General features: G+C 65.1%; 21 protein-coding genes. 7 read left to right on the top strand and 14 right to left on the bottom strand.

The features are described 5' to 3' along the window. Window positions 1-171: 171 nt before the first annotated feature. The 4 genes from hutU to hutI are packed head-to-tail and all read right to left on the bottom strand — an operon-like array spanning window position 172 to window position 5,388. Entirely contained in the window at window positions 172-1,842 is a 1,671-nt protein-coding gene (gene hutU / locus AQZ49_RS17805) for a urocanate hydratase (protein ID WP_067618880.1), read from the bottom strand. Then, entirely contained in the window at window positions 1,839-2,648 is an 810-nt protein-coding gene (hutG, locus tag AQZ49_RS17810) for an N-formylglutamate deformylase (protein WP_067618882.1), read from the bottom strand. Before hutG ends, hutU begins: the two co-directional genes overlap by 4 nt. Next, window positions 2,648-4,177: a histidine ammonia-lyase gene (hutH, locus tag AQZ49_RS17815; protein WP_067618885.1), complete on the bottom strand. Its 1,530-nt coding sequence runs from the start codon at window positions 4,175-4,177 to the stop codon at window positions 2,648-2,650. Before hutH (AQZ49_RS17815) ends, hutG begins: the two co-directional genes overlap by 1 nt. After that, on the bottom strand, window positions 4,174-5,388 hold the full coding sequence (gene hutI / locus AQZ49_RS17820) for an imidazolonepropionase (RefSeq protein ID WP_067618888.1): 1,215 nt from the start codon (window positions 5,386-5,388) through the stop codon (window positions 4,174-4,176). The genes hutH (AQZ49_RS17815) and hutI overlap by 4 nt, the downstream gene beginning before the upstream one ends. A 138-nt stretch (window positions 5,389-5,526) precedes the next feature. Between hutI and AQZ49_RS17825 the strand changes: the two genes are divergently transcribed. Continuing rightward, the gene (locus tag AQZ49_RS17825) at window positions 5,527-6,876 is read left to right on the top strand and encodes a formimidoylglutamate deiminase (protein WP_067618891.1); all 1,350 of its coding nucleotides are present in this window, start codon (window positions 5,527-5,529) and stop codon (window positions 6,874-6,876) included. After that, window positions 6,873-7,577, top strand: coding sequence for a histidine utilization repressor (hutC, locus tag AQZ49_RS17830; RefSeq protein ID WP_067618895.1), 705 nt, complete (start codon window positions 6,873-6,875; stop codon window positions 7,575-7,577). Before AQZ49_RS17825 ends, hutC begins: the two co-directional genes overlap by 4 nt. On the opposite strand, the gene AQZ49_RS17835 is transcribed toward hutC, so the two are convergent. Continuing rightward, window positions 7,574-8,452 carry a metallophosphoesterase gene (locus AQZ49_RS17835; RefSeq protein WP_231739296.1) on the bottom strand — a complete coding sequence of 293 codons (879 nt, stop codon included), beginning with the start codon at window positions 8,450-8,452 and terminating at the stop codon, window positions 7,574-7,576. The genes hutC and AQZ49_RS17835 overlap by 4 nt on opposite strands. Before the next feature lie 201 nt (window positions 8,453-8,653). On the opposite strand from AQZ49_RS17835, the gene AQZ49_RS17840 reads away from it, so the two are divergent. The 3 genes from AQZ49_RS17840 (at window position 8,654) to AQZ49_RS17850 (ending at window position 13,175) form a co-directional block, all read left to right on the top strand. Then, the gene (locus AQZ49_RS17840; RefSeq protein ID WP_067618904.1) at window positions 8,654-9,190 is read left to right on the top strand and encodes an RNA polymerase sigma factor; all 537 of its coding nucleotides are present in this window, start codon (window positions 8,654-8,656) and stop codon (window positions 9,188-9,190) included. After that, complete coding sequence (locus AQZ49_RS17845; protein WP_082701892.1) at window positions 9,187-10,083, top strand: FecR family protein; 897 nt, start codon at window positions 9,187-9,189, stop codon at window positions 10,081-10,083. The genes AQZ49_RS17840 and AQZ49_RS17845 overlap by 4 nt, the downstream gene beginning before the upstream one ends. Window positions 10,084-10,187: 104 nt before the next feature. Next, window positions 10,188-13,175 carry a TonB-dependent receptor gene (locus tag AQZ49_RS17850; protein WP_067618912.1) on the top strand — a complete coding sequence of 996 codons (2,988 nt, stop codon included), beginning with the start codon at window positions 10,188-10,190 and terminating at the stop codon, window positions 13,173-13,175. Between the two features lie 116 nt (window positions 13,176-13,291). On the opposite strand, the gene AQZ49_RS17855 is transcribed toward AQZ49_RS17850, so the two are convergent. Then, window positions 13,292-15,742 (bottom strand): TonB-dependent receptor, encoded by a 2,451-nt coding sequence (locus AQZ49_RS17855; protein ID WP_067618913.1) that lies wholly within the window; start codon window positions 15,740-15,742, stop codon window positions 13,292-13,294. A 191-nt stretch (window positions 15,743-15,933) separates the two neighbouring features. On the opposite strand from AQZ49_RS17855, the gene hutH (AQZ49_RS17860) reads away from it, so the two are divergent. Beyond that, window positions 15,934-17,427, top strand: a complete 1,494-nt coding sequence (gene hutH / locus AQZ49_RS17860; RefSeq protein ID WP_067618916.1) for an HAL/PAL/TAL family ammonia-lyase — start codon at window positions 15,934-15,936, stop codon at window positions 17,425-17,427. On the opposite strand, the gene AQZ49_RS17865 is transcribed toward hutH (AQZ49_RS17860), so the two are convergent. The 8 genes from AQZ49_RS17865 to AQZ49_RS17900 all read right to left on the bottom strand — a co-directional run bounded on the left by AQZ49_RS17865 (window position 17,421) and on the right by AQZ49_RS17900 (window position 24,298). Continuing rightward, entirely contained in the window at window positions 17,421-18,179 is a 759-nt protein-coding gene (locus AQZ49_RS17865) for an ATP-binding cassette domain-containing protein (protein ID WP_067618919.1), read from the bottom strand. The genes hutH (AQZ49_RS17860) and AQZ49_RS17865 overlap by 7 nt on opposite strands. Further along, entirely contained in the window at window positions 18,176-18,859 is a 684-nt protein-coding gene (locus AQZ49_RS17870) for an ABC transporter permease (protein ID WP_231739297.1), read from the bottom strand. Before AQZ49_RS17870 ends, AQZ49_RS17865 begins: the two co-directional genes overlap by 4 nt. Further along, complete coding sequence (locus AQZ49_RS17875) at window positions 18,856-19,581, bottom strand: ABC transporter permease subunit (protein WP_156428385.1); 726 nt, start codon at window positions 19,579-19,581, stop codon at window positions 18,856-18,858. The genes AQZ49_RS17870 and AQZ49_RS17875 overlap by 4 nt, the downstream gene beginning before the upstream one ends. Next, window positions 19,578-20,414, bottom strand: coding sequence for a transporter substrate-binding domain-containing protein (locus AQZ49_RS17880; protein WP_067618926.1), 837 nt, complete (start codon window positions 20,412-20,414; stop codon window positions 19,578-19,580). The genes AQZ49_RS17875 and AQZ49_RS17880 overlap by 4 nt, the downstream gene beginning before the upstream one ends. Continuing rightward, a complete protein-coding gene (locus AQZ49_RS17885; RefSeq protein WP_067618928.1) occupies window positions 20,411-20,926 on the bottom strand; it encodes a HutD family protein in 516 nt (171 codons plus the stop codon). Before AQZ49_RS17885 ends, AQZ49_RS17880 begins: the two co-directional genes overlap by 4 nt. 101 nt (window positions 20,927-21,027) lie before the next feature. Then, window positions 21,028-21,915 (bottom strand): alpha/beta hydrolase family protein, encoded by an 888-nt coding sequence (locus AQZ49_RS17890; RefSeq protein ID WP_067618931.1) that lies wholly within the window; start codon window positions 21,913-21,915, stop codon window positions 21,028-21,030. Window positions 21,916-21,979: 64 nt separating this feature from the next. Further along, window positions 21,980-23,110 carry a CaiB/BaiF CoA transferase family protein gene (locus AQZ49_RS17895; RefSeq protein ID WP_067618934.1) on the bottom strand — a complete coding sequence of 377 codons (1,131 nt, stop codon included), beginning with the start codon at window positions 23,108-23,110 and terminating at the stop codon, window positions 21,980-21,982. Window positions 23,111-23,113: 3 nt separating this feature from the next. Beyond that, complete coding sequence (locus AQZ49_RS17900; RefSeq protein ID WP_067618937.1) at window positions 23,114-24,298, bottom strand: acyl-CoA dehydrogenase; 1,185 nt, start codon at window positions 24,296-24,298, stop codon at window positions 23,114-23,116. Window positions 24,299-24,443: 145 nt separating this feature from the next. Here AQZ49_RS17900 and argE point away from each other — a divergent pair, with 145 nt between their 5' ends. Continuing rightward, window positions 24,444-25,631 (top strand): acetylornithine deacetylase, encoded by a 1,188-nt coding sequence (gene argE, locus AQZ49_RS17905; RefSeq protein ID WP_067618941.1) that lies wholly within the window; start codon window positions 24,444-24,446, stop codon window positions 25,629-25,631. Window positions 25,632-25,663 lie beyond the last annotated feature (32 nt).

Below are 25,663 nucleotides of genomic sequence, written 5' to 3' on the forward strand. Positions count from 1 at the left end.
CGCATGCTCTGGCAACAATCGTTTGCAGCAAGCCATGCCAACAACTTGCCCACCTCCCCGGCACGGAGAGGGGGACCAGCGAAGCTGGTGGAGGGGCGGTGCCCCACGCACAGTTCGCCGCCCCTCCACCGCGCTTTGCGCGGTTCCCCTCCCCGTGCCGGGGAGGAGAGTTCAGGGCAGAATCGCGGGGAGGTTCAGGCCTTTTTCGCGCGCGCAGTCGAGTGCGATGTCATAGCCGGCATCGGCGTGGCGCATGACGCCGGTGGCGGGATCGTTCCACAACACGCGTTCCAGCCGACGTGCCGCCTCGGGCGTGCCGTCGGCGACGATCACCATGCCCGAATGCTGCGAATAGCCCATGCCGACGCCACCACCGTGGTGCAGCGACACCCAGGTCGCGCCGCTGGCACAATTGAGCAGCGCGTTGAGCAGCGGCCAGTCGGACACCGCGTCCGATCCGTCGAGCATCGCCTCGGTTTCGCGGTTGGGGCTGGCGACCGAACCCGAATCGAGGTGATCGCGCCCGATCACGATCGGCGCCTTCAATTCGCCGCTCGCCACCATCTCGTTGAACGCCAGCCCCAGCCGGTGCCGGTCACCCAGACCGACCCAGCAGATCCGCGCGGGCAGGCCCTGGAACTGGATCTTTTCGCGCGCCATGTCGAGCCAGCGGTGCAAATGCGGGTTGTCGGGGATCAGTTCCTTGACCTTGGCATCGGTGCGATAGATGTCTTCGGGATCGCCCGACAGTGCGGCCCAGCGGAACGGACCGATGCCCCGGCAGAACAGCGGGCGGATATAGGCGGGCACAAAGCCGGGAAAGGCAAAGGCGTTGATCACGCCTTCATCCTGCGCCACCTGGCGGATGTTGTTGCCGTAATCGGTGGTTGGCACGCCCAGCGCCTGAAACGCCAGCATCGCTTCGACATGGCGTGCCATGCTGGCCTTGGCGGCACGCGCCACCACTTCGGGTTCACGCTCGCGCTTTTCGATCCATTCGCCAACGGTCCAACCGGCCGGCAGATAGCCGTTGACCGGGTCGTGCGCGCTGGTCTGGTCGGTCAGCAGATCGGGACGGATGCCGCGTTCGAGCATCTGCGGCAGCACTTCGGCGGCATTGCCCAACAACCCGACCGACACCGGCGTTTTCGCGGCATTGGCGGCGTTGATGATTTCCATCGCCTCATCCAGCGTGTCGGCGCGGCGATCGAGATAGCCGGTGCGCAGGCGCATATCGATCCGGCTGGCCTGGCATTCGATTGCCAGGCACGAGGCGCCCGCCATCACCGCGGCGAGCGGCTGCGCCCCGCCCATGCCGCCAAGGCCGGCGGTCAGGATCCATTTGCCTGCCAGATCGCCGTCAAAGTGGCGACGGCCCATCTCGACGAAAGTTTCATACGTGCCCTGAACGATGCCCTGTGTGCCGATATATATCCACGACCCGGCCGTCATCTGGCCGTACATCGCCAGCCCCTTGCGATCGAGTTCGTTGAAGTGTTCCCAGGTCGCCCATTTGGGCACGAGGTTGGAATTGGCGATCAGCACGCGCGGCGCATCGCTGTGGGTGCGGAACACGCCGACCGGCTTGCCCGATTGCACCAGCAGCGTCTGGTCGTCTTCCAGATCGCGCAGCGCGGCGACGATCTTGTCAAACGCATCCCAGTCGCGCGCGGCGCGACCGATCCCGCCATAGACCACCAGTTCCTCGGGCCGTTCGGCCACATCGGGGTGCAGGTTGTTCATCAACATGCGCAACGGCGCTTCGGTCAGCCACGATTTGGCGGTCAGTTCGGTTCCGGTCGCGGCGCGGATGACGCGGGTGTTGTCGAGACGGGTGCTCATGCGGATTCTCCCGAAATGGCAAAGGCGAGCGCGGCATCGAGCACGCGGCGCAAGGTGGGGACGATGACCGGCGCCGCATCGAGCGGTTGTGGCCAGTTGGTGGAATCGATCGGGTCGGGTTCGGCGACATAGCCGCGCAGCGCCAGTTCCATCTGCACCGCATGGACACCGGTTTCCGGGCGGCCATAGTGGCGCGTGGTCCAGCCGCCCTTGAACCGGCCGTTGACGACATGGCCCAGCCCGGATTGGTAGCAAGCCTGCGCAATCGCCGCTTCGAGTGCGGGCGCGCAAGTCTGGCCCGCATTGGTGCCGATGTTGAACTGCGGCAGTTCGCCATCAAACAGGCGCGGAATACGGCTGCGGATCGAATGCGCATCATAGACCACGACACGCGGATGCACTGCGCGCAGCCGTGCGATTTCCGCCGCCAGCGCGGCATGATAGGGATCGAACCACGCCGCCCGCCGCGCCGCGATGTCATCGGCATCGGGCAAGGCCCCGGCATAGAGCGGTTCGCCATCAAACGTGGTGGTCGGCACCAGTTCGGTGGTCGCCTGCCCCGGATAGAGCGAGGCGCCCGACGGATCACGGTTGCAATCGATCACGCTGCGGCTGATCGTGGTGGCGACCGTGGTCGCGCCCAGATCGCGCGCGAACCGGTAGAGATCAGCAATCCACCAGTCGGCATCGCGCCGCGCCAGCCATGGCGACACAAACCGCGCATCGAGCCCGGCCAGATCGGTGCCGCCATGGGGAAACGCGACCACCAGCGGGGCATCCCCGCGATGCACCTGCAGCCAGTCCATCAGCGCACGCCGGGCAAGGTATGGCCAACCGCCGCGATCAGCCGCCCGCTGCGCACCAGCGCATTGGCCGCCTCCATATCGGGGTGGAAATGGCGATCGTCCTCCAGCGCGGGAACGTGGTCGCGCAGCAGATCGCGCGCCGCTTCGAGCGCGCCCGAAGACCGCAGCGGCAGGTGGAATTCCAGCCCCTGCACCGCCGCCAGATATTCGATCCCGATCACCGCTTGCGCATTGGCGACCATCGCCGCCAGCCGCCGCGCGCCGTGCGCGGCCATCGACACGTGATCTTCCTGATTGGCGCTGGTGGGGATCGAATCGACGCTGGCCGGATAGGCCATCTGCTTGTTTTCCGAGACGAGCGCAGCCGCGGTTACTTGCGGGATCATGAACCCCGAATTGAGACCCGGGCGCGGCGTAAGAAACGCGGGCAGTGCCGACAGCGCCGGATCGACCAGCATCGCCACGCGGCGTTCCGCGATCGAGCCGATCTCGCACACCGCCAGCGCGATCATGTCGGCGGCAAAGGCCACCGGTTCGGCGTGGAAGTTGCCGCCCGACAGCGCTTCATCGGTTTCCGGAAAAATCAGCGGATTGTCGGACACGCCGTTGGCTTCGGCATCAAGCGTCGCGGAGGCCTGGCGCAGCACGGTCAGCGCGGCGCCCATCACTTGCGGCTGACAGCGCAGGCAATAGGGGTCCTGCACACGCGGATCGTGTTCCCGGTGGCTGGCGCGGATTGCACTGCCCGCCATCAGCGTGCGCAGCGCGGCGGCAGTCTCGATCTGCCCCTGATGGCGGCGCAGGGTGTGGATGCGCGGATCGAACGGGGTGTCCGATCCCTTGGCCGCCTCGGTCGACAGGGCCCCGGTGACGAGCGCCGACTGAAACAGGTTTTCCGCGCCGAACAGCCCGGCCAGCGCGTTGGCGGTCGAGAACTGGGTGCCGTTAAGCAGCGCCAGGCCCTCTTTGGGCCCCAGCACCACCGGCGCCAGCCCGGCGCGTTCCAGCGCCACCGTCGCGGGCAGGCGCTCGCCGCCCAGATCGATCTGGCCCACCCCGATCATCGCAGCGGTCATATGCGACAGCGGGGCCAGATCGCCGCTGGCGCCGACCGAGCCTTGCGCCGGGACCACCGGAGTGGCCCCGCGTTCGAGCATTGCTTCGAGCAGCGCGACGGTTTCGGGCCGCACCCCGCTGGCACCCTGGGCCAGGCTGGCGAGTTTCAGCGCCATCATCAGGCGCACCACCGCGACCGGCGCGGGATCGCCCGTGCCCGCCGCATGGCTGAGCACGATATTGCGCTGCAACGTGGCCAGATCGGCATCATCGATGCGCACGCTGGCCAATTTGCCAAAGCCGGTATTGATGCCATAGACCGGCTCGCCTTTGGCCAGGATGCGCGCAACCGCCGCCGCGCTGGCGGCGATCACCGGTGCGCTGGCGGGATCGAGCCGCGCGGGCGCCCCCTGCCAGATGGCACGCCAGTCGGACAAGGCGACGGCACCGGGGACAAGCACTAGCGTGGTCATTGACCTCTCCAATAACGCGCATGGAGGGGACGCCCCCCGATGCGATAGACAAGTTCGGCCGGCTGGGCGACATCCCACACGGCAAGATCGGCCCACAGGCCCGGCGCCAGCGCGCCAATATCGCGCCGCCCCAGCGCGCGCGCGGCGTTGATGGTGACCGCGGCCAGACATTCGGCGACCGTCAGGCGGAACAGCGTCGCCCCCATGTTCATCGCCAGCAACAGCGATGTCATCGGGCTGGTCCCCGGGTTGCAATCGGTGGCAAGCGCGATCGGCACCCCCGCCGCGCGAAACGCGGCGACCGGCGGCAACACGGTTTCGCGGGTGAAATAATAAGCCCCGGGCAACAAAGTCGCCACCGTGCCCGCCGCCGCCATCGCGACAATGCCCGCATCATCGCAGTGTTCGAGATGGTCCGCCGACAGCGCGCCATGGCGCGCAGCGAGCGCGGCACCGTGCAAGTTAGACAACTGTTCGGCGTGCAGCTTCACCGGCAAGTTCAGCGCACCTGCCGCCGCGAACACGCGTTCGACTTGCGTGGCGGAAAAACCGATCCCTTCGCAAAAGGCATCGACCGCATCGACCAGCCCTTCGGCGGCGAGCGCGGGCAGCATCGTGTCGGCCACCAGATCGATATAGGCATCGGCGCGCCCGGCATATTCGGGCGGCAAGGCATGAGCGCCCAGGAACGTGGTGGCCACCGACACGCGCATCTGCGAGCCCAGCGCCCGCGCGGCGCGCAACATTGCGCGCTCTGCCGCCAGTTCCAGGCCATAACCCGACTTGATTTCGACCGTCGTCACCCCTTCGGCGATCATCTCAGCCAGGCGCGGCGCGCTTGCCGCGATCAGCCCGGCTTCATCGGCGGCGCGCGTCGCCCGCATGGTCGAAACGATCCCGCCCCCGGCCCGCGCAATCGCTTCATAGCTGGCACCTTCCAGCCGCGCCTCGAATTCGCCCGCGCGGCTGCCACCATAGACCAGATGGGTGTGGCAATCGATCAGGCCGGGGGTGACCAGACGCCCGCCGCAATCGATCGTGCGGCCTGCGGCAAACGCTGGCGCCGCCTCGGCAGAACCGGCATAGACAATCCGCCCGTCGCGCGCAGCAACCACGCCTTGCTCGATCACCGCATCGGGCTGGCCAGGCACTGTCATCGGCAACAGCCGTGCCGCCGTCCAGACGGTATCGCACGACAAAGTTGCAGACATCGGCCACCCTTTCAAACGGCGGGAAACAGGATTCGCATGCCAAGGAATCGCATTGCCTCGGTCTGTTAATATGTATAGACATTATTTTGCCGTCGCAAGCCCCTCTCTGCACCGTAGGCCGATGAAAGGAAACCGGTAATGCCCCAGACACTGTTTGCCACAACGGCCCTGTTGTCCGATGGCTGGCACAGCGCGGTGCGCATCACGGTGGATGGGGGACGGATTACCGCGATCGACACCGACGCAGTCACTGCACCGGGCGACGAGCCTGTCGCGATCGCATTGCCCGGCCTTGGCAATCTGCATAGCCACGCGTTTCAGCGCGGCATGGCGGGACTGGCCGAACGGCGCGGCGCCAGCGACGACAGTTTCTGGACCTGGCGCGAAGTGATGTACCGCTTTCTGGAACGCATGGGGCCCGACGATCTGGCCGCGATTGCCGCGCTGGCCTATATCGAAATGCTCGAAACCGGGTTCACCCGCGTCGGCGAATTCCATTACCTGCACCACGACCCGCACGGAAACGCCTATGCCGATCCCGCCGCGATGAGCGCGGCAATTGCCCAGGCCGCCGCGCAGACCGGCATCGCGCTGACGCTGTTGCCGGTGTTCTATGCCCATGGCGGGTTTGGCGGGGCGGCGCCCAATGCCGGGCAGCGCCGGTTCCTGACCGATCTTGACCGGTTTGCGCGCCTGCGCTCGGCGGCGGGAGACGCGCTGGCGCCCCTACCCGATGCGGTACTGGGCCTGGCGCCGCATTCGTTGCGCGCGGCCACGCCCGACCAGATCGGCGCGCTGGCCACCATGGCCGGGACCGCGCCGATCCACATCCACATTGCCGAACAGACCCGCGAAGTCGACGATTGCCTGGCGTGGAGCGGCGCGCGACCGGTCGAATGGCTGCTCGACCATGCTCCGGTCGATGCGCGCTGGTGCCTGGTCCACGCCACCCACATGACGCCTGCGGAAACCGACCGGCTGGCGCGCAGCGGGGCGACCGCCGGGTTGTGCCCGATTACCGAGGCCAACCTGGGCGACGGGCTGTTTCCCGCACGCGACTATCGCGGCGCCTGGGGCATCGGCAGCGATTCCAACGTGCTGATCGACGCCAGCGAGGAATTGCGGCTTTATGAATATGGCCAGCGGCTGGTCTATCGTGGGCGCAACTTGCTGGCGCCGGCGCCGGGCACCAGCACCGGCGCGGCGCTGTTCGGGCAAAGCCTGCGCGGCGGCGCGGCGGCGCTGGGTGCCCCGGCGGGGATCGCGGTGGGGCATAGCGCCGATCTGATCAGCCTCGATGCAGGACACCCCTGCCTGATCGGGCGCAGCGGCGACGCGCTGCTCGATGGCTGGATCTTTGCCGCCGGGCGCGGCGCCATCGATTGCGTCTGGCGCCATGGCGTCAAACTGGTATCGCAAGGGCGCCATCACGCGCGCGATGCAATTGTCCGGCAGTATCGCGCCGTCCTGACCGGAATGCTTGAATGAAGCCTGTGCCGTTGCACGAACGTATCCGCGCCGAAATCGAAAGCGCCATCATGGCCGGGCACTTGCGCCCCGGCGACCGAATCCCGAAGGAAACCGAGCTGATGGCGCAGTATGACTGCGCGCGGATGACGGTCAACAAGGCGCTGTCGGCGCTGGCGGGCGCTGGCATGCTGGAACGGCGCAAGCGAGCGGGTTCGTTCGTGGCGCGCCCGCGTGCGCAATCGATGGTGCTCGACGTGCCCGATCTGGCCGCCGCGATCGCCGCGCGCGGACAACGCTATCGCTGGGACATCGCCAGCCGCAAGATCACCGCGCCCGACCGCGCCCAGGCCGAAGCGCTGGGCGTTTCGGCAAAAGTGCTGAGCGTGACGGGCGTGCATTTTGCCGAAGAGCTGCCGCTGGCCTTCGAAGAACGCATGGTCAATCTGGCGCTGGTGCCCGGCATCGCCGACGCCGACCTGTCGCAGACCCCGCCCGGATCGTGGCTGATCGCGCATGTGCCATGGACCGAGGCGGAAAACCGCATCAGCGCCGCCGCCGCCCCGCCCGCGATTGCCCGCGCACTGGGCATGGCGCGCGGCGCGCCGTGCCTGGTGCTGGAACGGCGCACCTGGCGCGGGCCCGACACAGTGACCCGCGTGCGGCAATATTTCGTCGCCGACCGCTACGAACTGGTCGCCCGGTTCGGCCCCAATCTCTAGCGCAACATCAAAGTCAGGTCCTGCTGGCGTCCGGTGCCGTGCACGACCACCTGACCGGCATAAAAATCGATCCTGGCATACGATGTCTCGGGCGTGTCCAGCATCGCTTTCAGGTTGACGTAGTGGATCCCCGCGCGTTCCCCATAATTGCCATCATGGTTATGCCCGTCGATCCATATCTTTGCCGACGGATGGCGTTCGAGCAGCGCGCGCACGGCGTCTGCGTTCCACAAGTTGTGGGGATTTTCCGGCCAGAGCGGGAAGTGGCAGAACAGCATGGCCTTCAGCCCGCGACGGTCGGCGCTGTCCAGTTGGCGGTCTATCCAGCGCAATTGCGTGGCACCGATACCGCCGTCCCATAGTGGTTTGTCGGGATAGAGTGTGGCGTGCAGCGCCATGCTGGCCCGCTCCTGCGCGCTGCCTTTGGGCCATTCGTAACTGCTGAGATCGTTGCCATCCGTGACGATGAACAGCCATCCTGACCGGACAAAGCTGTAATAGCGGCCCGGCATGCCCAGCTTGGCGGTGACCAGCGGTTTGTGCGCTTCGTCGATCGCGAATTCGTGGTTGCCGAGCACAAAATGCCAAGGATGGCGCGAACGCCGCGCAACCGCCAGCAGGGCGTCATAGCTCGCCCAGTCGCGGTCAATAAAGTCTCCGAGATGGACGACGAACGCGAGCTTGCGGCGATTGAAATCTGCAACTGCCGCCGCGAGTTTGGCCGGTACGGTGTGGTACAGGCGCTGGCCGCTGTCTGGCTCATCGGTATATTGCGCATCGGCAATCACGCCGATGCTGAGCTGCGGCGGCGGTGATGCCGCAGCAAGAGCAGACCAGAGCAAGACCGTTGTCGCCAATCGGAAACCCAAGCGCATCGACACCATCCCTTGCCCGTACCGAGCGCGAGGGTCTGCCCGTCGATTCTTTCACACTGAAGTCACCCGGCATTCTGTCACGCAGGATTCACGCAAGTCTCCTAACGCGGACCGGATCGCGGGCAACGTCTCAGGCACGGCCGATGCAGGGGTGACGGGCGACGCGAGGATTCACGGATATTCTGCATGGAGCGCGGTGCAATGAACGATTCCGTGGCGATCTTGCTCCGGCGAGATGCCCGGCGCGAGGAAAAGGAATTGCGCGCGGCGTTACAGCGGTACGTCGGCGGTCGGCTTGGTCATCGCGACGACAGCGACGATATCGTGCAGGAAACATATCTTCGCTTTGTCGACTACCGACGCACCCGGCCCATCGAAAATGTCGGCGCATTCTGCTTTGCCGTGGCGCGAAACCTGATCCTCGATCATTTTCGTCGCCGCAGGAATGCGCCGCAGTCCGAACCCATTGACGAGACACTTGCCTGTACCCGGCCATTGGCCGAAGAAGTGCTCGACTATCGCCAGCGCGTGGCAATATTGGTGCGCGCGATGAAAACGATGCCCCCGCTGCGGCGCGAGGTATTCCTGCGCCGCCAACTCGATGACATTCCCGCCGCAACGATCGCCAGCGATCTTGGGTTGAGCCGAGCGGCGGTCGACAAGCATTGCACGCGCGCGCTCGCCGATCTGCGCGCAGCGCTCGAACGACGCGGACTGCCGCCGGGAGCACGGCGATGATGGGGCGGCCCGAACATGCTGCCGTTGAGCGCCCGGCATCGGACAGCGCTTCGATTGCCGCCGATGCCTATGCGACACGGCACGATCCCGCGCTCGCCGAGGCCCTGGCCGAAGTCGCCGCGCTCGGTCGCTTGTCTGACGAGGATGTGCGCGCAATGCGTGCGGCACGGCGCCGGCATCTCGCAACCGGCGCAACGTGCGCGCTGGTGCTGGCAATCGGTCTCGGCGCCTGGCAGGCCAGGATCCTCGCGCCCGCACGCGCGCCAACGTTGCATTATCAGACGCAACCGGGCCAACAGCGCGAAGTCGCACTAGCCGACGGATCAAAGCTGGAGCTGAACGGTGCGACCGCGGTCGACGTTACCCTGGGCGGCCCGGAGCGGGACATCGTCTTGCAACGTGGTGAGGCCTATTTCGACATTGCGCACGATCCGAAACGGCCATGCGTGATTTCCGCCGCAGGCTCGCAAACCCGCGTGCTGGGCACCGCGTTCGATATCAATGTCGCGCGGCACGAAGTTAAAATTCAGGTCTATCGCGGTCTGGTGCGTTTTGGCGGGGCGAACGGCAGCGTGGATGTGGCCGCCGGCTGGCAATCGCGCTTTGCCGGAAACACGGCCCTCGCGCCGACACGGTTTGATCCCACGCAACAGGACTGGCGACACAAATGGCTGGATACCGATGGAATCCGCCTGGAAGATCTGGTTGATGCGCTCAACCGCAGCGGCGGCCCGATCATCAATTCGCCACCGCCAAAGCTCGCCGGGCTGATGCTGGCCGGGCGCTTCAAACTGGACAATGCCCCGCACCTGTTGCGCGCGATCGGGCCCGCCTATGGCTTTGCAGCGGTAGAGCAAGGCGGCAAGATCGTGCTGAAGCCAGGCGTCATGTAACTGCAAAAATTATGACATCTTATTGAAACAAAATTATTTTGTCCTGATTTTGGATGCGCACCGTCTTCCGTTCGTGGGGCAATTACGTCCACTCGGAGGACATCATGAAACGACTTAGGGGCAAATCGTTCATCACTTTGGCCACGACCCTGGCCGTGTTGACACCGGTTTGGGCGCAGGCTCATCCGGCCGAGGCAGGCACAGCCCGCGCGATCCGCTTTGACATCGATGCATCCGATTTGCGCAGCGCCATCTCGAAATTCTCGAAAGTGTCGGGTGTGCAGGTCGTGGTTGCGCCATATGCGTTGAACGGCCAGACGAGTGGTGGCGTTCACGGGAGCATGAGCGCACGCGATGCGATCGACATGTTGCTGCGCGGAACCAGGCTGACCGCAACGTTCGACGGCGATGTCGCGGTGCTGAAGCCCGCAACACGGCGGCCAGACCGCGCTGCGCCCGCGGTCAGCAGTCAACTGGAATCCGGTTCGGCCCCGCTGCCCGACATCAGCAATGCCAACCGCCCCGACGATATCATCGTTTCGGGCTATCGCCAGAGCATCGATGCCGCGCAGGCGCTGAAGCGTCACGCCGTGGGCGCCGAAGACGATATTCTGGCAACCGATATCGCCGCCTTTCCAGACCTGAACCTGGCCGAATCGTTGCAACGCATTCCCGGCATCACCATCACGCGCGACACCGGTGAAGGCCGACAGATCGCGTTGCGGGGTCTTGGTGCAGACTTCACGCGCACGCAGTTGAACGGCATGGAAGTGCTGGGCAACACCGCATCGGGCATGGACAATCGGGGCGGGGTAAGCCGCACTCGGTCGTTCGATTACAGCCTGTTCGCCTCGGAACTGTTCAACCGGGTGGCGGTTCAGAAATCCTTTTCGGCCGAACAAGATGAAGGCGGCATTGCCGGCACAGTCCAATTGACCAGCGCCAAGGCGTTCGATGCCGGTGACAAATTGGTCATCTCCGCCAAAGGCCAGACCAATGAATATGCATCGGGCGTGACCCCGCGCGTCGCCGCGCTGGTGTCGCACCGCTGGGGAGATTTCGCCGCGCTGGTGTCGGTTGCCTACAGCGAAATCAAGAGTGTGGAATTTGGCTATCGCAACTGGGGCTGGGGTCTGGTCAAGTATAACCCCGCCAACATCAGCCCCAACATCGACAGCACGACGCGCAACGCGCTGATCAACGGGGTCTATGCCCCGCAGGCGGAATCGCCGTCGAGCTGGTATACCGATCGCCATCGCCTGGGGCTGACCACGTCGCTGCAGTACCACCCCGGCAACGATTTCAAGCTCGACGTCGATCTGCTCTACGGTCGCCTGGCCGATCACCGCGATGACTATGCGCTTGCCAGTGCCGGCAGCAACGCGCTGACAGGAACCCCGATCAGCGGCACGCAAGTCATCCAGTCGGCGGTCGTCGACAGCACCGATACCTTGCGTGCGGCAAGCTACACCGGCATCGATCTGCGTTCGGAACACCATATCATTGTCAATCATACCGATTTCTACCAGGGCGTGGCCAATGCCAGTTGGAACGTGTCCGATCGACTGACGGTGCACGCGCTTGGCGGTTACGAGGAATCGGATTTCGGGCAGCCGGTGTTCGACAAAGTGTTTCTCGAATTGAAGAACACCGCCTTCAGCTTTGACGATCGCCCGACGGTCCCAGTCAACACCTATGGCGCCAACCTGACCGACCCGAACAACTGGAATCTTCAGCGGCTGGACGTGCAGCAGAACAAGATTTCCAGCCAATATGCCAATGGCAAGATCGACCTCGACTATCGCCTTACCGACGTTCTAACATTCAAGGTCGGCGGGGAGTTCAAGCACTTTATCAATAGTGGCTATACCTGGGTGAACAAAGTGTTTCACAATGTTCCCACAGATACCGTCGTTCCAAACAATCTGAAGCAGGGTGTTGGAACGCAGACCTTGCTGCAATATACCGTTGGCAACGTCAACGGGGTATACAACTATATCGGCGATCCGACCAACCTTTCGCCGGCCTATCTTCAGGCGGGCAGCGATTACAAGATCGATGAACAGACCTGGGCCAGTTACATGCAGGTCGATCTCGATACGATGCTTGCAGGCATGCGCCTGCGCGCCAACGCAGGCTTGCGCTATTATTCGACCGATCTGACCTCATCAGGCCATCTTGCGACGGGTGGCGGGTATGAACCGGTTGCGATCGGCACCGACAGCCACGCCTTTCTGCCGGCCGCAAACGTGGCGCTCGATGTCAGCAAGGAGGTCGTCGCGCGCCTGAGCGCAAGTCGCGATGTCAATCGTCCGGCTTTGGCCGATCTTGCCGCAGCGGGTTCGATCACCACGCGCCCGAATGGCGGCAGCCTCAGCCTGGGCAATCCCTATCTGCGGCCGTACATGGCGACCTCGGTCGAAGGATCGGTCGAATATTACATGGATCACCACGGGTTTGCGTCGCTCGGGTTTTTCTTCAAGCACATGGACAGCTTCATCACCTCGGCCACGACCAATGTACCGTATGGCCAGACCGGCCTTCCGCTGTCGCTGCTGGTGCAGGGCGAGGATGCCAGTACGGTGTTCACGGTAACCCAGCCGATCAACGGCCCGGGCGCCAACATCAAAGGTCTGGAAGCAGCCCTTCAGCATGATTTCAATTTCCTGCCCGGCGCACTCAAGCATTTTGGCGTGGTCGCCAATGGCACCTGGTTCGATGGTGCACAGACCGTGTTCTACAGCGGCGTGCCCAAAGTACTGCCGCTATACAACCTTTCAAAATGGGCCGCCAACGCGACGTTGTATTATGAGAATTTGGTGTGGGGCGCGCGCATTTCAGATGCCTATCGCAGCGGCTATCTGACGGGCGCCGGGACCGATATCAACAACAGCGGCGATGGCTATCGCGGTACCAACAACGTTGATTTTCAGGCGCATTACAACATCCGGCCCCGCATGCGGCTGATTGCCGAAGCGATCAACCTGACCAACGAACCGATCGTCCAGTCGGTTGACCTCAACGCCAACCGGACCGAAGTCTACACCAAGAGCGGGCGGACCTTTACATTCGGTTTCAGCGCCGAATTCTGATCGGATCGGGACCCGTCGGATGCAAACGGGTGTCGATATCGGACGTCGAACGCAGCCGCTCGCCCGCTTCGGCGCGGCGGCACATGAAGAAGGGGGGCTTTCGCCCCCCTTTTTTATCAGAACTTGGTGCCGACTTTCAGACCGAAATATTGCGGCTTGATCGGATAGGTGCGCGAATAATGCGCGGGGCTCGATCCGGCCGGGAACGTGTTTTCAAAGTCGGCCGGGGAGATCTGCGCGTTGTGCGACAGCGATCCGCGTTCATCAAAGGCGTTCTGGATGAACAACTGGAAGGTATAATTGCCCTTCTTGCCGCCCACCGAGAAATCCGCCGTGGTAAAGCCCGGGCTGTTGCCGAACACCGCATCATCGCCCACGCCGAGCAGGCTGGTCGAATTGCTCTGGGTGTTCATCGAACCCTGAACAAACGCATCGACCGATCCGACCGGGAATTCATAGCGCGTGGTGGCCGACATCTTGAACCGTGGCTGCACCGGCAGGCGGGTTCCCGCAGGCGCATAGTTGCCTTTGCCGGGGTTGCCGAAATTGGTGGTGAGCGCCGCATCGTTATAGGCGCCCGTCGCGGTGATCGTCAGCCCTTTGGCAGGCCGCAGTTGCAGATCGCTTTCCACACCATAGACGCGCGCGCCACCGACATTCTGGATATTGGTGATGCCCGCGCCCGCCGCCTGTTCGGCATATTGCAGATCGTTCCACTTTTCATAATAGGCTGCGCCGTTCCAGCGAAGCAGGTGATCGAACCAACTGGTTTTCCAACCCAGTTCGAAATTGTTCAGTTTGTCCGGCTTGTAGATCGTGCCGATCCCTGCGCCCTGATCGCGATTGTTGCCGCCCGGGCGAAACCCGGTCGAATAGGTCGCATAGACCATGTGGTCGGTATCGACTTGCCAGGTCAGGTTGACTTTGTGCGTCTCGCCCGAATCATGCGACCGCTTGTTGTTGAAATTGCACGAATCCAGCGTCGCCAGCGGGAACGTGCAGGTCGAATTGGGCGGCACGTAGAAGGGATACCCCGAGAACCCGACCAGCGTGTTGGTATAGATAAATCCGCGCAGGCCCGCCGTCAGCGTCAGGTGCGAGGTAATGTCATAGTTGCCCTGCGCATAAGCGGCAAAGTCGCGATCGGTGATATAGGCGTTGGTCAGAAACAGATCATCGCCATAGACGTTCACGCCGTTGGCATAGCCGGTGAAATTGGCGGTCGCGGCGCCGGGAACGGCATAGTTGTTGACGTTGTGATTGGTCTGTTCCTGATAGAACAGGCCCGTCGTCAACCGCAGCGCGGATGATCCGGGAGAGTTCAAACGCACTTCTTCGGTATGCTTGGTCAGTTTTTGCGAAGAGCTGAACTGCTGCGTCGGGTTGAGCTGGTTGCCGTTCGCGTCGGTGAACCGCGTGTACCCGGCATACCCACCCACGGTCGTCCCGTTATGCTGCGAATAGGCCACAGTGTAATAGCTGTAGTCCGCCGCCGTCAGGATCTTGCGCGCCATGAAACCGCCCGAATAGAGCAGATCCCAGTCCCCGACTTTGCCTTCGATCGTCAACCCAGCCTGCAGCCACTGGTCGATATCGTATTCGGGCGTAAAATCGTGCACCGTCAGATCGCCATCGGCCGGATCGTAAAGGAACGTGCCGTTGCTATGCATGTGCTGGGCAATCACTTGCGGGCTGATCTTCCAGCCGTTTTCCAGCTCGATGTCCAGGGCCACGCGCCCGCCATACGTCGTGACGTCGTTGTAATGGTTCTTCACATAGGCGCTGTTGTTGGCGGTATAGGGCGCGCTTTGCAGATTGCCGTTGGCATCATCGTAATAGTTCGGATACGTCCGCGTCGCATAGGTGTTGTTGATATAGCCGCCTTCGTGGTCGTAGAACCCGACAATGCGCACGGCCACATCCTTGGCCAGCGGCAGGTTGATCATGCCTTCGACGGTGGCACCGGCATCGCCCTTGCCATATTTGTCGACGGTCACGTCGAAACTGCCCTCGACTTTGTCGAGCACCGGCTTGTTGGTGATCATCCGCAACGTGCCCGACAGCGAACTGGCGCCGAACAGCGTGCCCTGCGGGCCAGACAGGGCCTCGACCCGCGCCATGTCATAGACATGGATATCCAGCAGCGCGCCGATCGTGGTAACCGGGATTTCGTCGAGATAGACGCCGCTGGTCGGCAGCGCGCCAAATGCCAGACCGTCGCCGCCCGAGGTGATGCCCCGGAAAAACAACTGGCTCTGCCCCGGACCGAACGACTGGAACGACACGCTGGGCAATTGCTTGGCGTAATCGTCGAACGAGGTGACCTGATGCTGTTCCAGCGTGGCCGCGCCCAGCGCCTGGATGCTGATCGGCACGTGCTGGATGCTTTCCGACCGTTTTTGTGCGGTCACCACGATTTCGCCCGACGTATTGGCCGTCGCGGCCTCGCCCGTGGCCGGACTGCTGTCGGCAGACTGCGCCATCGCCGATGTTGCCGCGAACGGCACCAGTGCGGCCCCTGCGAGCAACCATGCCGCCTTGCGTGCGGCCGAATATGTAGCCCCCATGTCCCGAAACTCCTGCTTCCTGGTTTTCCCTGCGACCCGGACGGATTGTCCGCTACCCCCGGATTTCCACACCATGTTGCGTAACTTGGCGCGGTTGCACAACATCCTTGCTATCAAGGGTGTTTTGTCAATATGACTAGACATAAAAGGGTGGCGACAAGATCGTTTGGCCCCGCCATGGAGGTTTTCCGGTGACACATTTGCCCCATTCGCTCGACCGACCGCTCGATGCCGCAGCCCTGGCGGCGGTCGCCGGGGGGGCGCAACTGACCCTGGGCGAATCCGCGCGGGCGCGAATTGCGGCAGCGCACGCGCTGGTGCGCGCCATCGTTGCGGGCGGCGTGCCCGCCTATGGCATCAACACCGGGGTTGGCGCGCTGTTCGACCGCGCGGTCGAACCGGCGCTGCAACGGCGGCTGTCGCGCCAGTTGATCATGAGCCACGCCTGCGGTGTGGGGCCGCTGTTGCCCGCCCCCGAGGTCCGCGCGATCATCGCCGCACAGGCCAACAACCACGCTCACGGATATTCGGGGGTGCGGGTCGCGGTGGTCGAGGCGTTGCTGGCGCTGTTGCACCACGACATCGTGCCCGATGTGCCAGAAGGCGGATCGGTCGGCTATCTGACGCATATGGCGCATATCACGCTGGTGCTGATCGGCGAAGGCCATGCGCGGATTGGCGGTGAGCGCCTGACCGGGGCCGAGGCGCTGGCGCGCGCGGGGCTGAGCCCGCTGGTGCTGGAGGCCAAGGAAGGGCTGAGCCTGATCAATGGCGCGCCGTGCGCCACCGGGCTTGGCGCGGTCGCGCTCGCGCGCGCACGCCGCGCGGTGGCGGCGGCCGATGCGGTCGCGTCGCTCAGTTTCGAGGCGCTGGGCGGCAATCCCGCGGCGTTTGACCCCGCGCTGATGGCGCTGCACCGGTCGACCGGGATCGCCGCCTCCACTGCGGCGCTCAATGGCTGGCTGGCGGGCAGCGCGCACCTTGCGGCACCGGGGCGGTTGCAGGACCCGCTGTCGCTGCGCGCAATCCCGCATGTGCATGGCGCGGTGCGCGATGCGCTGGCGCATGTCGGTGCGATCATCGACACCGAGCTGGCCTCGGTCACCGACAATCCGGTCGTGCTCGGCACGCCCGACGCGCCACGTGCCGGGTCCGAGGCGCATGCCGTGGCGGCGGGTCTGGCGATGGCGCTCGATTCGCTGGGCGTGGCAGTGGCGCATCTGGGCATGATTGCCGAACGGCGGCTGGACCGGCTGGTCAATCCGCTGGTCAGTGGCCTGCCGCCGTTTCTGGCCGATCAGGCCGGGGTGTCGAGCGGGTTCATGATCGCGCAGTACAGCGCCGCTGCGCTGGTCGGCGAAAACCGTCGCCTGGCTGCGCCGGCCAGCCTCGATGGCGGGATCACTTCGGGCTTGCAAGAGGATTACCTGTCGCACCCCACCGCCGCCGCGCGCAAGGCGCTGACGATCGTCGCCAATGTCGAGGCAATCCTGGGCATCGAACTGGCCGCCGCCGCGCAAGCGCACGATGCCGCGGTGCCCCCCGCCGCGCGTGCGCCCGCCACCGCCCGGTTGCACGCCCACGTCCGTGCGCAGATCCCCGCCTATGCCGACGATCGCGCGATGCAGGGCGTGATGGAAAGCGGCGCAGACCTGGTGCGCGCGGGCCTGTCCCGAGATCAGTGAGCGAGAAACGCGCGGAACGCGGGCGAGGCCCCGGCGCCGAACATCGCGTCGGGCGGGCCCATCGATTCGATCACCCCATCGCGCACATGCACCACCCGGCTCGACACATCGCGAGCAAACGCCATTTCGTGCGTGACGATCAGCATCGTGCGCCCTTCGGCGGCAAGCGCGCGCATCAGGTCGAGCACTTCGCGCACGCGTTCGGGATCGAGCGCAGAGGTCGGCTCGTCAAACAGCATCAGATCGGGATCGGTCGCCAGCGCCCGGGCAATCGCCACACGCTGTTGCTGCCCGCCAGACAACTGGCGCGGCCAATGCTGGGCAAACCCAGTCATGCCGACTTTGTCGAGCAGGCCATGCGCGCGCTCGATCGCTTCGCCGCGCGGCTGGCCATGCACGTGCACCGGGGCGGCGATCACGTTGTCGAGCACGCTCATGTGCGACCACAAGTTGAAATTCTGGAACACCATCGCGGTTTTAGCGCGCAAGGCGTTGAGCGCGCGCGGATCGGCGATCCGGGGCCGCCCCTTGCGATCATGATCCAGCGGCGCGGTGGTTCCGGCAATCTCGATACGGCCCGCATCGGGCAATTCGAGCAAGTTGAGACAGCGCAGGAACGTGCTCTTGCCCGATCCGCTACCGCCCAGGATCGACACCACATCGCCCGCCTGCGCATCCAGATCGATCCCGCGCAGGACCGCCCGCCCGCCAAAGCTTTTGGTAATGCCGCGCGCGCGCAACACTTCGGTCATCGGCCCGTGCCCCTTTCCAGATTGCGTTCGATGCGCCGCAACAGCGCGGTCAGGCCTGCCGTCAGCCCCAGATAGACCGCCGCCGCCAGGCAGAACACTTCGAGCGTACGATAGGAATGCGCGATCAGGGTCTGCGCCACGCCGGTCACATCGAGCACGGTGATCGTGCTGGCGAGCGAGGTCGACTTGATCAACATGACCAGTTCGTTGCCATAGGCGGGCAGCGCCAGACGCAGCATCTGCGGCGCGATGACTCGGCGCACGCGGGTCCAGCGCGACATGCCGCAGGCCTGTGCCGCCTCGACCTGTCCCGGCGGGATCGCCTGCCACGCGGCGCGCAAGACTTCGGCGATATAGGCCGAACAGCAACAGGTCATCGCCGCAAACGCGCAGAACAGCGGATCACGAAACAGCGGCCACAGCAGGCCGTGGCGGATCGGGCCGACGGCGGCGAGGCCATAATAGACCATGAACATCTGCAACAGCAGCGGCGTGCCGCGAAACACGAAAATCCATACTTGCGCCAGCGGACGCCCCACTCGCGTCGCCTGTGCCGCGACCAGCGCGACCGCAACCGCACTGGCGCCCAGCGCGCTCGTCAGCGCCAGCACCACCGTGACCGGCAGCGCCCGCACGATGGCCAGCCCGGTCACGGTCAGAAAGGCGATTTCTTCGTTCATCGCCCCCCTGCCCAGCGTTGCCCACGTGTTTCGACCAGGCGAAACAGTGCCGAACTGGCGCTGGTGAGCACCAGATAGAGCACCATCGCCGCCGCAAAAAACAGGAACGGCCGCCGCGTCGATCCCGCCGCGACCAGGCTGACCCGCATCAGTTCGGCCAGGCCGGTGATCGACACCAGCGCCGAATCCTTCAGATTGAATTGCCAGATATTGCCCAACGGCGGCAGCACGCGATGCAGCACCTGGGGCGCGATGATCCGGCGCAGCCGCGTGAACGGCCCCATCCCTGCCGCGATTGCCGCCTCGATCTGGCCCGGCGGCACCGCCAGCAACCCGCCACGAAACACTTCGGCCTGATAGGCCGCCGAAACCAGCCCGATCGCCAGACACCCGGTCAGAAACGCGGGCGGCGATCCGGGCGCGGGCGACCCCATCAGCGCGGCGACCGACGCCAGCAACCCCGGTGCGCCGAAATAGAGCAACAGCACCACCAGCAATTCGGGCACCCCGCGCAAGATCAGGCCATAAGTCGCCGCCGCCCGTGCCAGCCAGCGCCGCCGCGACATCAGCGCCGCCGTCAGCGCCGCGCCCAGCACCGTGCCGATTGCCATGGCCGCCGCCGCCACCGCCAGCGTCAGCATGGCGGCGGCCAGCAGCGCCGGGCCCCAGCCGTCGGGCCCGCCACCCAGCAAGACCAGCGGCGAAAGATCCGCGTCCATCATTGCGGCGAGGCGTCCATACGGAACCATTGGAGATAGAGCCGATGGACCGTGCCGTCGGCCCGGCTGGCCCCGATTGCCCGATCGAAATCGGCGCGCAGCGCGGTGTCGCCTTTGCGGAAGGCCAGTGCCTCGCCACGCCCCAGCGAGCCGCCGACCAGCCGTGGCCCGACCATCACCAGCGCCGTGCCATCGCGCGTGGCGAGCAACGGGCGGATATAGGATTCGTCTTCAAGCGTTGCGTCGATCCGCCCGTTGAGCAAGTCGAGATCGCGTTCGCCCATCGTGCGGTAATAGCGCACGGTAACGCCCGGCCCGATTGTCTGGGTCAGGAACGCGTCGAACGCGCCCGACAATTCCACCCCAACCACTTTGCCCGCCAGCGCCTTGCGCAACCGGTCGGTGATATCTTCGCGCAGTGGATCGGGCCGATCGACATCGAGCGTGGCGCCGGTGTCGGCCAGTCGCGACAACGCACTGCCGCGCAAGGTGGCGATCACCCCGGTGGTCATCGCATAGGGCCGCCCGAACGCCAGCACCGCGGCGCGGTCGGGGGTGATCTGCACGGCATCGGCGATCAGGTCGATCTTGCCGGTCTGCAAGGCGCCGATCATCCCGTCCCAATCCATCGCCACCATGCGGCAAGGCCGGTGCAGCCGCGCGCACAGATCGCGCAAGTAATCGGGCTCAAACCCTGCCAGCGTGCCATCGGCGCGGGTGAAATTCCACGGCGGGTAGGCGCCCTCGGTGCCGATCACCAGATCATCGCCACTGCGCGCCGCGCCATGGCAGGCCCCGGCCAGCAGCGCCAGCGCCAGCACGCCCGCGCGGATCATCGCACCACCAGCGCGCGCCCGACCAGCCGCACTGCGCCGGTGGGAAACAACGTATCATGCGGGGCGAGCGCCAGCCCGTCGATGCTGACCGCGTCGCAGGCAAACACCGCGCGCGCATCGGGCAGCACGCCGCCGTCGCTGCGTTCCAACCGCAAGGGTGGCGCGCCGGGCGGCACCATCAGATTGAGCGCCAGCGCCGGTCCGCTGCGCGGGGTCGCGTGCACCGCCACATCGCCCGAAAACGTGATCGGCGCCGAGATCGCATCCAGCATGGCGGGAAAACACGGTGCCGTGCCGACCAGATCGACGCGGCCCGTCACCAGCGCAAAATGCCGCAAGACCCCCGGCAGAAGCGAAAACGGCCCCTCACCCGCAATCGTCGCCAGGCTCAGGCGAAACAGCGGGCCATCGGCGATCACCCGCGTGACCCCGCCGCCATTGACCCACGGCGCCGCGACAAGCGCAGCGGCGCGCACGACGCTGTCCCCTGTCCCCGCCTGCTGTGCCACCACGCGCGTTCCGCCTTTGCCCGTCTACCAAGGCGCAAAATCTGCCACGCACGGGCGATTATGTATAGACATTTTTCAGAGGCCGCCAAAAAGGGTGCGACCGATCAGCGGACGGGCGGCGCAATCTCGTCAAGCCATTCGATCAGCGCCTGGGTCAGCGCGATGCGCTTGTCGGAAAACGGGTGATCGGTGTTCCACAGCGCACCGATCAAATGGGTATTTCCCGCTTTGTGCGCCGCCAACAGATAGGCCAGATTGCCCACACCGTTGCCACGCGCGGCGCCATAGACCGCCAGCGGCCGATTGCCATAGGCGGCGATGCGCGCTTCGAGCGAAAAGCGTTCGGCCTTGGCGATCATTTCGGCGGACAATGCCGCCTCGCTGGTGCCGGTCAGCGGCGGCAGGTCGCCAACGGCTTCCTCGTGCCAGGCCTTGCGCCCCTCGGGCGTCGCCAGCCCATGCGCTTCGCGCCCGATATCCCAGGCATCGATCAAGAACAGCCCGATCACTGCCGGATCGTCGGCGGCGGCATCGGCGGCCATGAAGCCCCCCATGCTGTGCCCAGCCACCGCGATGTGCGCCGGATCGACCCGGAATTTCGCCGCGACCGCAGGCGTGCGCAGGAACGCCAGCGCGGCATGCGCATCCTCGGCCGCCGACGACAGCGAGAACGTGCCGGGGCTGGCCCACGAACCGCGATAATGCAGCGTCAGCACGTTCCACCCGTCGCGCCGCGCCGCCTGGGCCAGATCGAGATTCTGCTCGTTGCCCGGAAACCCGTGCAGCAACAGCAAAGTCGGATGCGGACCGGCGCCCGAGGCCAGCAGCATCACCGCATTCATCGCGCCATCCTTGACCGGCAGGACAAAGGCAACTTGCGCCGCCGGATGCGCCGCATCGACCGGGGGATCGGCGATCACCGCCGAAGTCTGGGCCAGGGCAGGCACGCTGGTGAACAGGGCAAGCGCGATAATCAGGGCAATCCGGCGCATGGCGATCCTTTCGCAGATGCCGCAACTATAGCAATGCGCCCCGGCGCGGCCAGCGAATTTGGCCTTATGCGCTATGCTGCCCCTTGCGCGGAGACGCGCTGTCGGTGGCCAGATCGAGGCCCGCAAAGCGGATCGGGGTGCGCACGCCGGGGATCGGCGTGCCATCATCGGCGTGCAGCGCCAGTTGCATGCCGCGCGCGACGATCTGCGGGTCGGCAAAGGCATCGGCCACAGTGTTGATCGGCCCCGCCGGGACGCCTGCCGTCGCCAGCCGCGCCAGCAGATCGTCGCGGGTGAATCTGCGCGTGACTTCGCGGATCGCTGTTTCCAGCGCCTCACGGTGTTCCAGCCGGGCGGTGTTGCCGACAAAGCGCGGGTCGCCGGCCAGCTCGGGACAGCCGGTCTCCGCGCAGAATTTGGCGAATTGCCCGTCGTTGCCCACTGCCAGAATGAACCAGCCATCGGCAGTGGGATAGACCGCATAAGGCGCGACATTGGGATGGGCGTTGCCCATGCGCGTCGGGCTGATCCCCGACACCAGATAGTTGAGCGCCTGGTTGCCCAGCACGCCGACCATCACATCGAACAGCGCCATGTCGATATGTTCGCCGCGCCCCGTCACGGCACGCGCCGCCAGCGCCGCCTGAATGGCGATCACCGCATAGAGCCCGGTCATGATATCGGCGAACGCCACGCCAATCTTTTGCGGCGATCCGGCGGGATCGCCCGTCAGGTCCATGATCCCCGACAGACCCTGGATAATGAAATCATAGCCCGCGCGCGGGGCATAGGGCCCGTCCTGCCCAAACCCGGTGATCGAGCAATAGACCAGACGCGGGTTGATCGCCGACAGGCTGGCATAGTCGAGCCCGTATTTGGCCAGCCCGCCCAGCTTGAAATTCTCGATCAGCACGTCGGCATCGGCGATCAGGTCGCGCACCGTCTGCTGCCCCTCGGGCGTCGCGAAATCGGCAATGATCGACCGCTTGCCCCGGTTGGTGGCGTGGTAGTAGGCGGCATCGCGGCTGCCATCGGCATATTCGACAAACGGTGGCCCCCAGGTGCGCGTGTCGTCACCCGCGGCGCTTTCCACCTTGATCACCTCGGCGCCCAGGTCGGCCAGGATCTGCCCGGCCCATGGCCCCGCCAGCACGCGCGCCAGTTCGACGACTTTCAGCCCTGCCAGCGGGGTCATCGTTCAGAACGCCGCGATGCCGGTGATTGCCCGGCCCAGGATCAGCGCGTGGACGTCGTGGGTGCCTTCATAAGTGTTGACGGTTTCCAGATTGGCGAGATGGCGCATCACCTGGTATTCCTCGGAAATGCCGTTGCCGCCGTGCATGTCGCGCGCCATGCGTGCCACATCGAGCGCCTTGCCGACATTGTTGCGCTTGACGATCGAGACCATTTCGGGCGCGAACTGGCCTTCGTCCATCAGCCGCCCGACACGCAAGCTGGCCTGCAGACCCAGCGCGATATCGGTCATCATGTCGGCCAGTTTCTTCTGGAACAACTGGGTCGCCGCCAGCGGCCGCCCGAACTGTTTGCGATCGAGGCCATATTGCCGCGCGGCGTGAAGGCAGAATTCCGCCGCGCCCAATGCCCCCCACGAAATGCCGTAGCGCGCGCGGTTGAGGCAGCCGAACGGCCCCTTCAACCCTTCGACATGCGGCAACAGCGCGTCTTCGCCCACTTCGACGCCGTCGAGCTGGATCATCCCGGTGATCGAGGCGCGCAGCGACAGCTTGCCACCGATCTTGGGCGCCGACAGCCCGGCCATGCCCTTTTCCAGCACAAAGCCCCGGATCGCGCCGCCATGCGCATCGGACTTGGCCCAGATCACGAAGACATCGGCGATCGGCGCGTTGGAAATCCACGTCTTGCCGCCCGAAATGCGATAGCCGCCATCGATCTTTTCGGCGCGCGTAATCATCCCGCCCGGGTCCGATCCGGCATCGGGCTCGGTCAGGCCGAAACAGCCGATCAGCTCGCCGCGCGCAAGGCCGGGCAGATACTTGTGCTTCTGCTCGTCCGAACCGTAGGCATAGATCGGATACATCACCAGGCTCGACTGGACGCTCATCATGCTGCGATAGCCGGAATCGATCTTTTCGATCTCGCGCGCGATCAGGCCATAGGCGACATAGGATGCCCCCACCCCGCCATAGATTTCCGGCACGGTCGGCCCGAGCAGGCCCAGCGCGCCCATTTCGCGAAAGATGTCGGGGTCGGTGGTTTCATCGGACCACGCCTTGATCACGCGCGGTTGCAGCTTGTCCTGCGCATAGGCCTGCGCCGCGTCGCGGATCATGCGTTCTTCCTCGGTCAATTGCGCATCGAGGAAGAAGGGATCGCTCCAGTCGAAACGTGTCATGCCGGCCATGGCGCAGTGCCTTTTATAATGGGTCTGTGCGGCGGTTACGCGCGCGAAAAATCGTCGGCAAGTGTTTTAAAGGACACCCCCTGGTGACGTGGGGACACCAAAAATCCCGCGTGCCAAGCCGCCGCGTTTGCGCAACAAGCATACGATGCCCGACACCCTGCCGACCACCCGCGCGATCCTGGCCGACCTGATCGCCTTTCCCACCGTAAGCCGTAGCGGCAACCGCGCGCTGGTCGAACACGTGCGCGCACTGGTCGAACCGGCAGGCGCGCGTGTGGTGCTGACCGACGATGGCGACAGCGCCAATATGTGGATCAGCGTCGGGCCCGAGAATGTGCCCGCAGTGGTGCTGTCCGGCCACAGCGATGTGGTGCCGGTGGCGGGGCAGGCGTGGAGCCGCGATCCGTTCATGCTGCACGCCGACCGGGGTCGCCTTTATGGCCGCGGCACTGCCGACATGAAGGGGTTTGTCGCCGCGGCGATCCGCGCGATGCTGCTGGCGGCGCGCTGGCCGCTGCGCACGCCGCTGCATCTGGCGATCTCGTTCGATGAAGAAATCGGCTGCGTCGGGGTGCGCTCGCTGCTGCCGATGCTGGCGGCGCAGCCAGTGCGCCCGCTGCTGGTGTGGATCGGCGAGCCGACCGGGCTGGCGCTAGCAAGCGGGCACAAGGGCAAATCGGCGTACCGCGTGACATGCACGGGCCGGGCGGCGCATTCGGCGCTGACCCCGCAGGGGTTGAACGCGATCCATCTGGCCTGCGATTTCATTGCCGCCTTGCGCACCGTGCAACACGATCTGATCAGCGGCACGGCGCCCGATCCGGCCTATGACGTGGGCTATTCCACCGTGCACGTCGGCGTCATTCGCGGCGGCGAGGCGCTGAATATCGTGCCCGATAGCTGCACGCTGGACTTCGAGATCCGCGACCTGGCCAGCGACGATGTCACCGCGATCGAGGCCCGCATCCGCGCCGCTGCCGAGGCGATCGTGGCACCCTGGCGCGACCGCTTTGCCGAGGCCGCGATCCTGATCGAACCGGTCAACCACTATCCCGGCCTCGACACCCGCCACCCCGGCGCACTGGCCTTTGCCCGCGCGGTATCGGGACACAACGGTGCCGAAATCAAGCTGGCATTTGGCACCGAGGGCGGACTGTTTGCGCAAAGCCTGGGCGTACCGGCGGTGATCTGCGGCCCCGGCTCGATGGATCAGGGGCACAAACCCGACGAATTCGTCACCGAAGACCAGTTGGCGCGCTGCGATGCGATGCTCGAACGGATGATCGCGCGGCTGGTAACGGGGCTTGGTTCAGCTTTTCCGATGCAATCTTGACATATTTCCGTATTTATCCAAACCAGCGCTGG

The sequence above is a fragment of the Novosphingobium sp. FSW06-99 genome (assembly GCF_001519065.1).
GTDB lineage: Bacteria > Pseudomonadota > Alphaproteobacteria > Sphingomonadales > Sphingomonadaceae > Novosphingobium.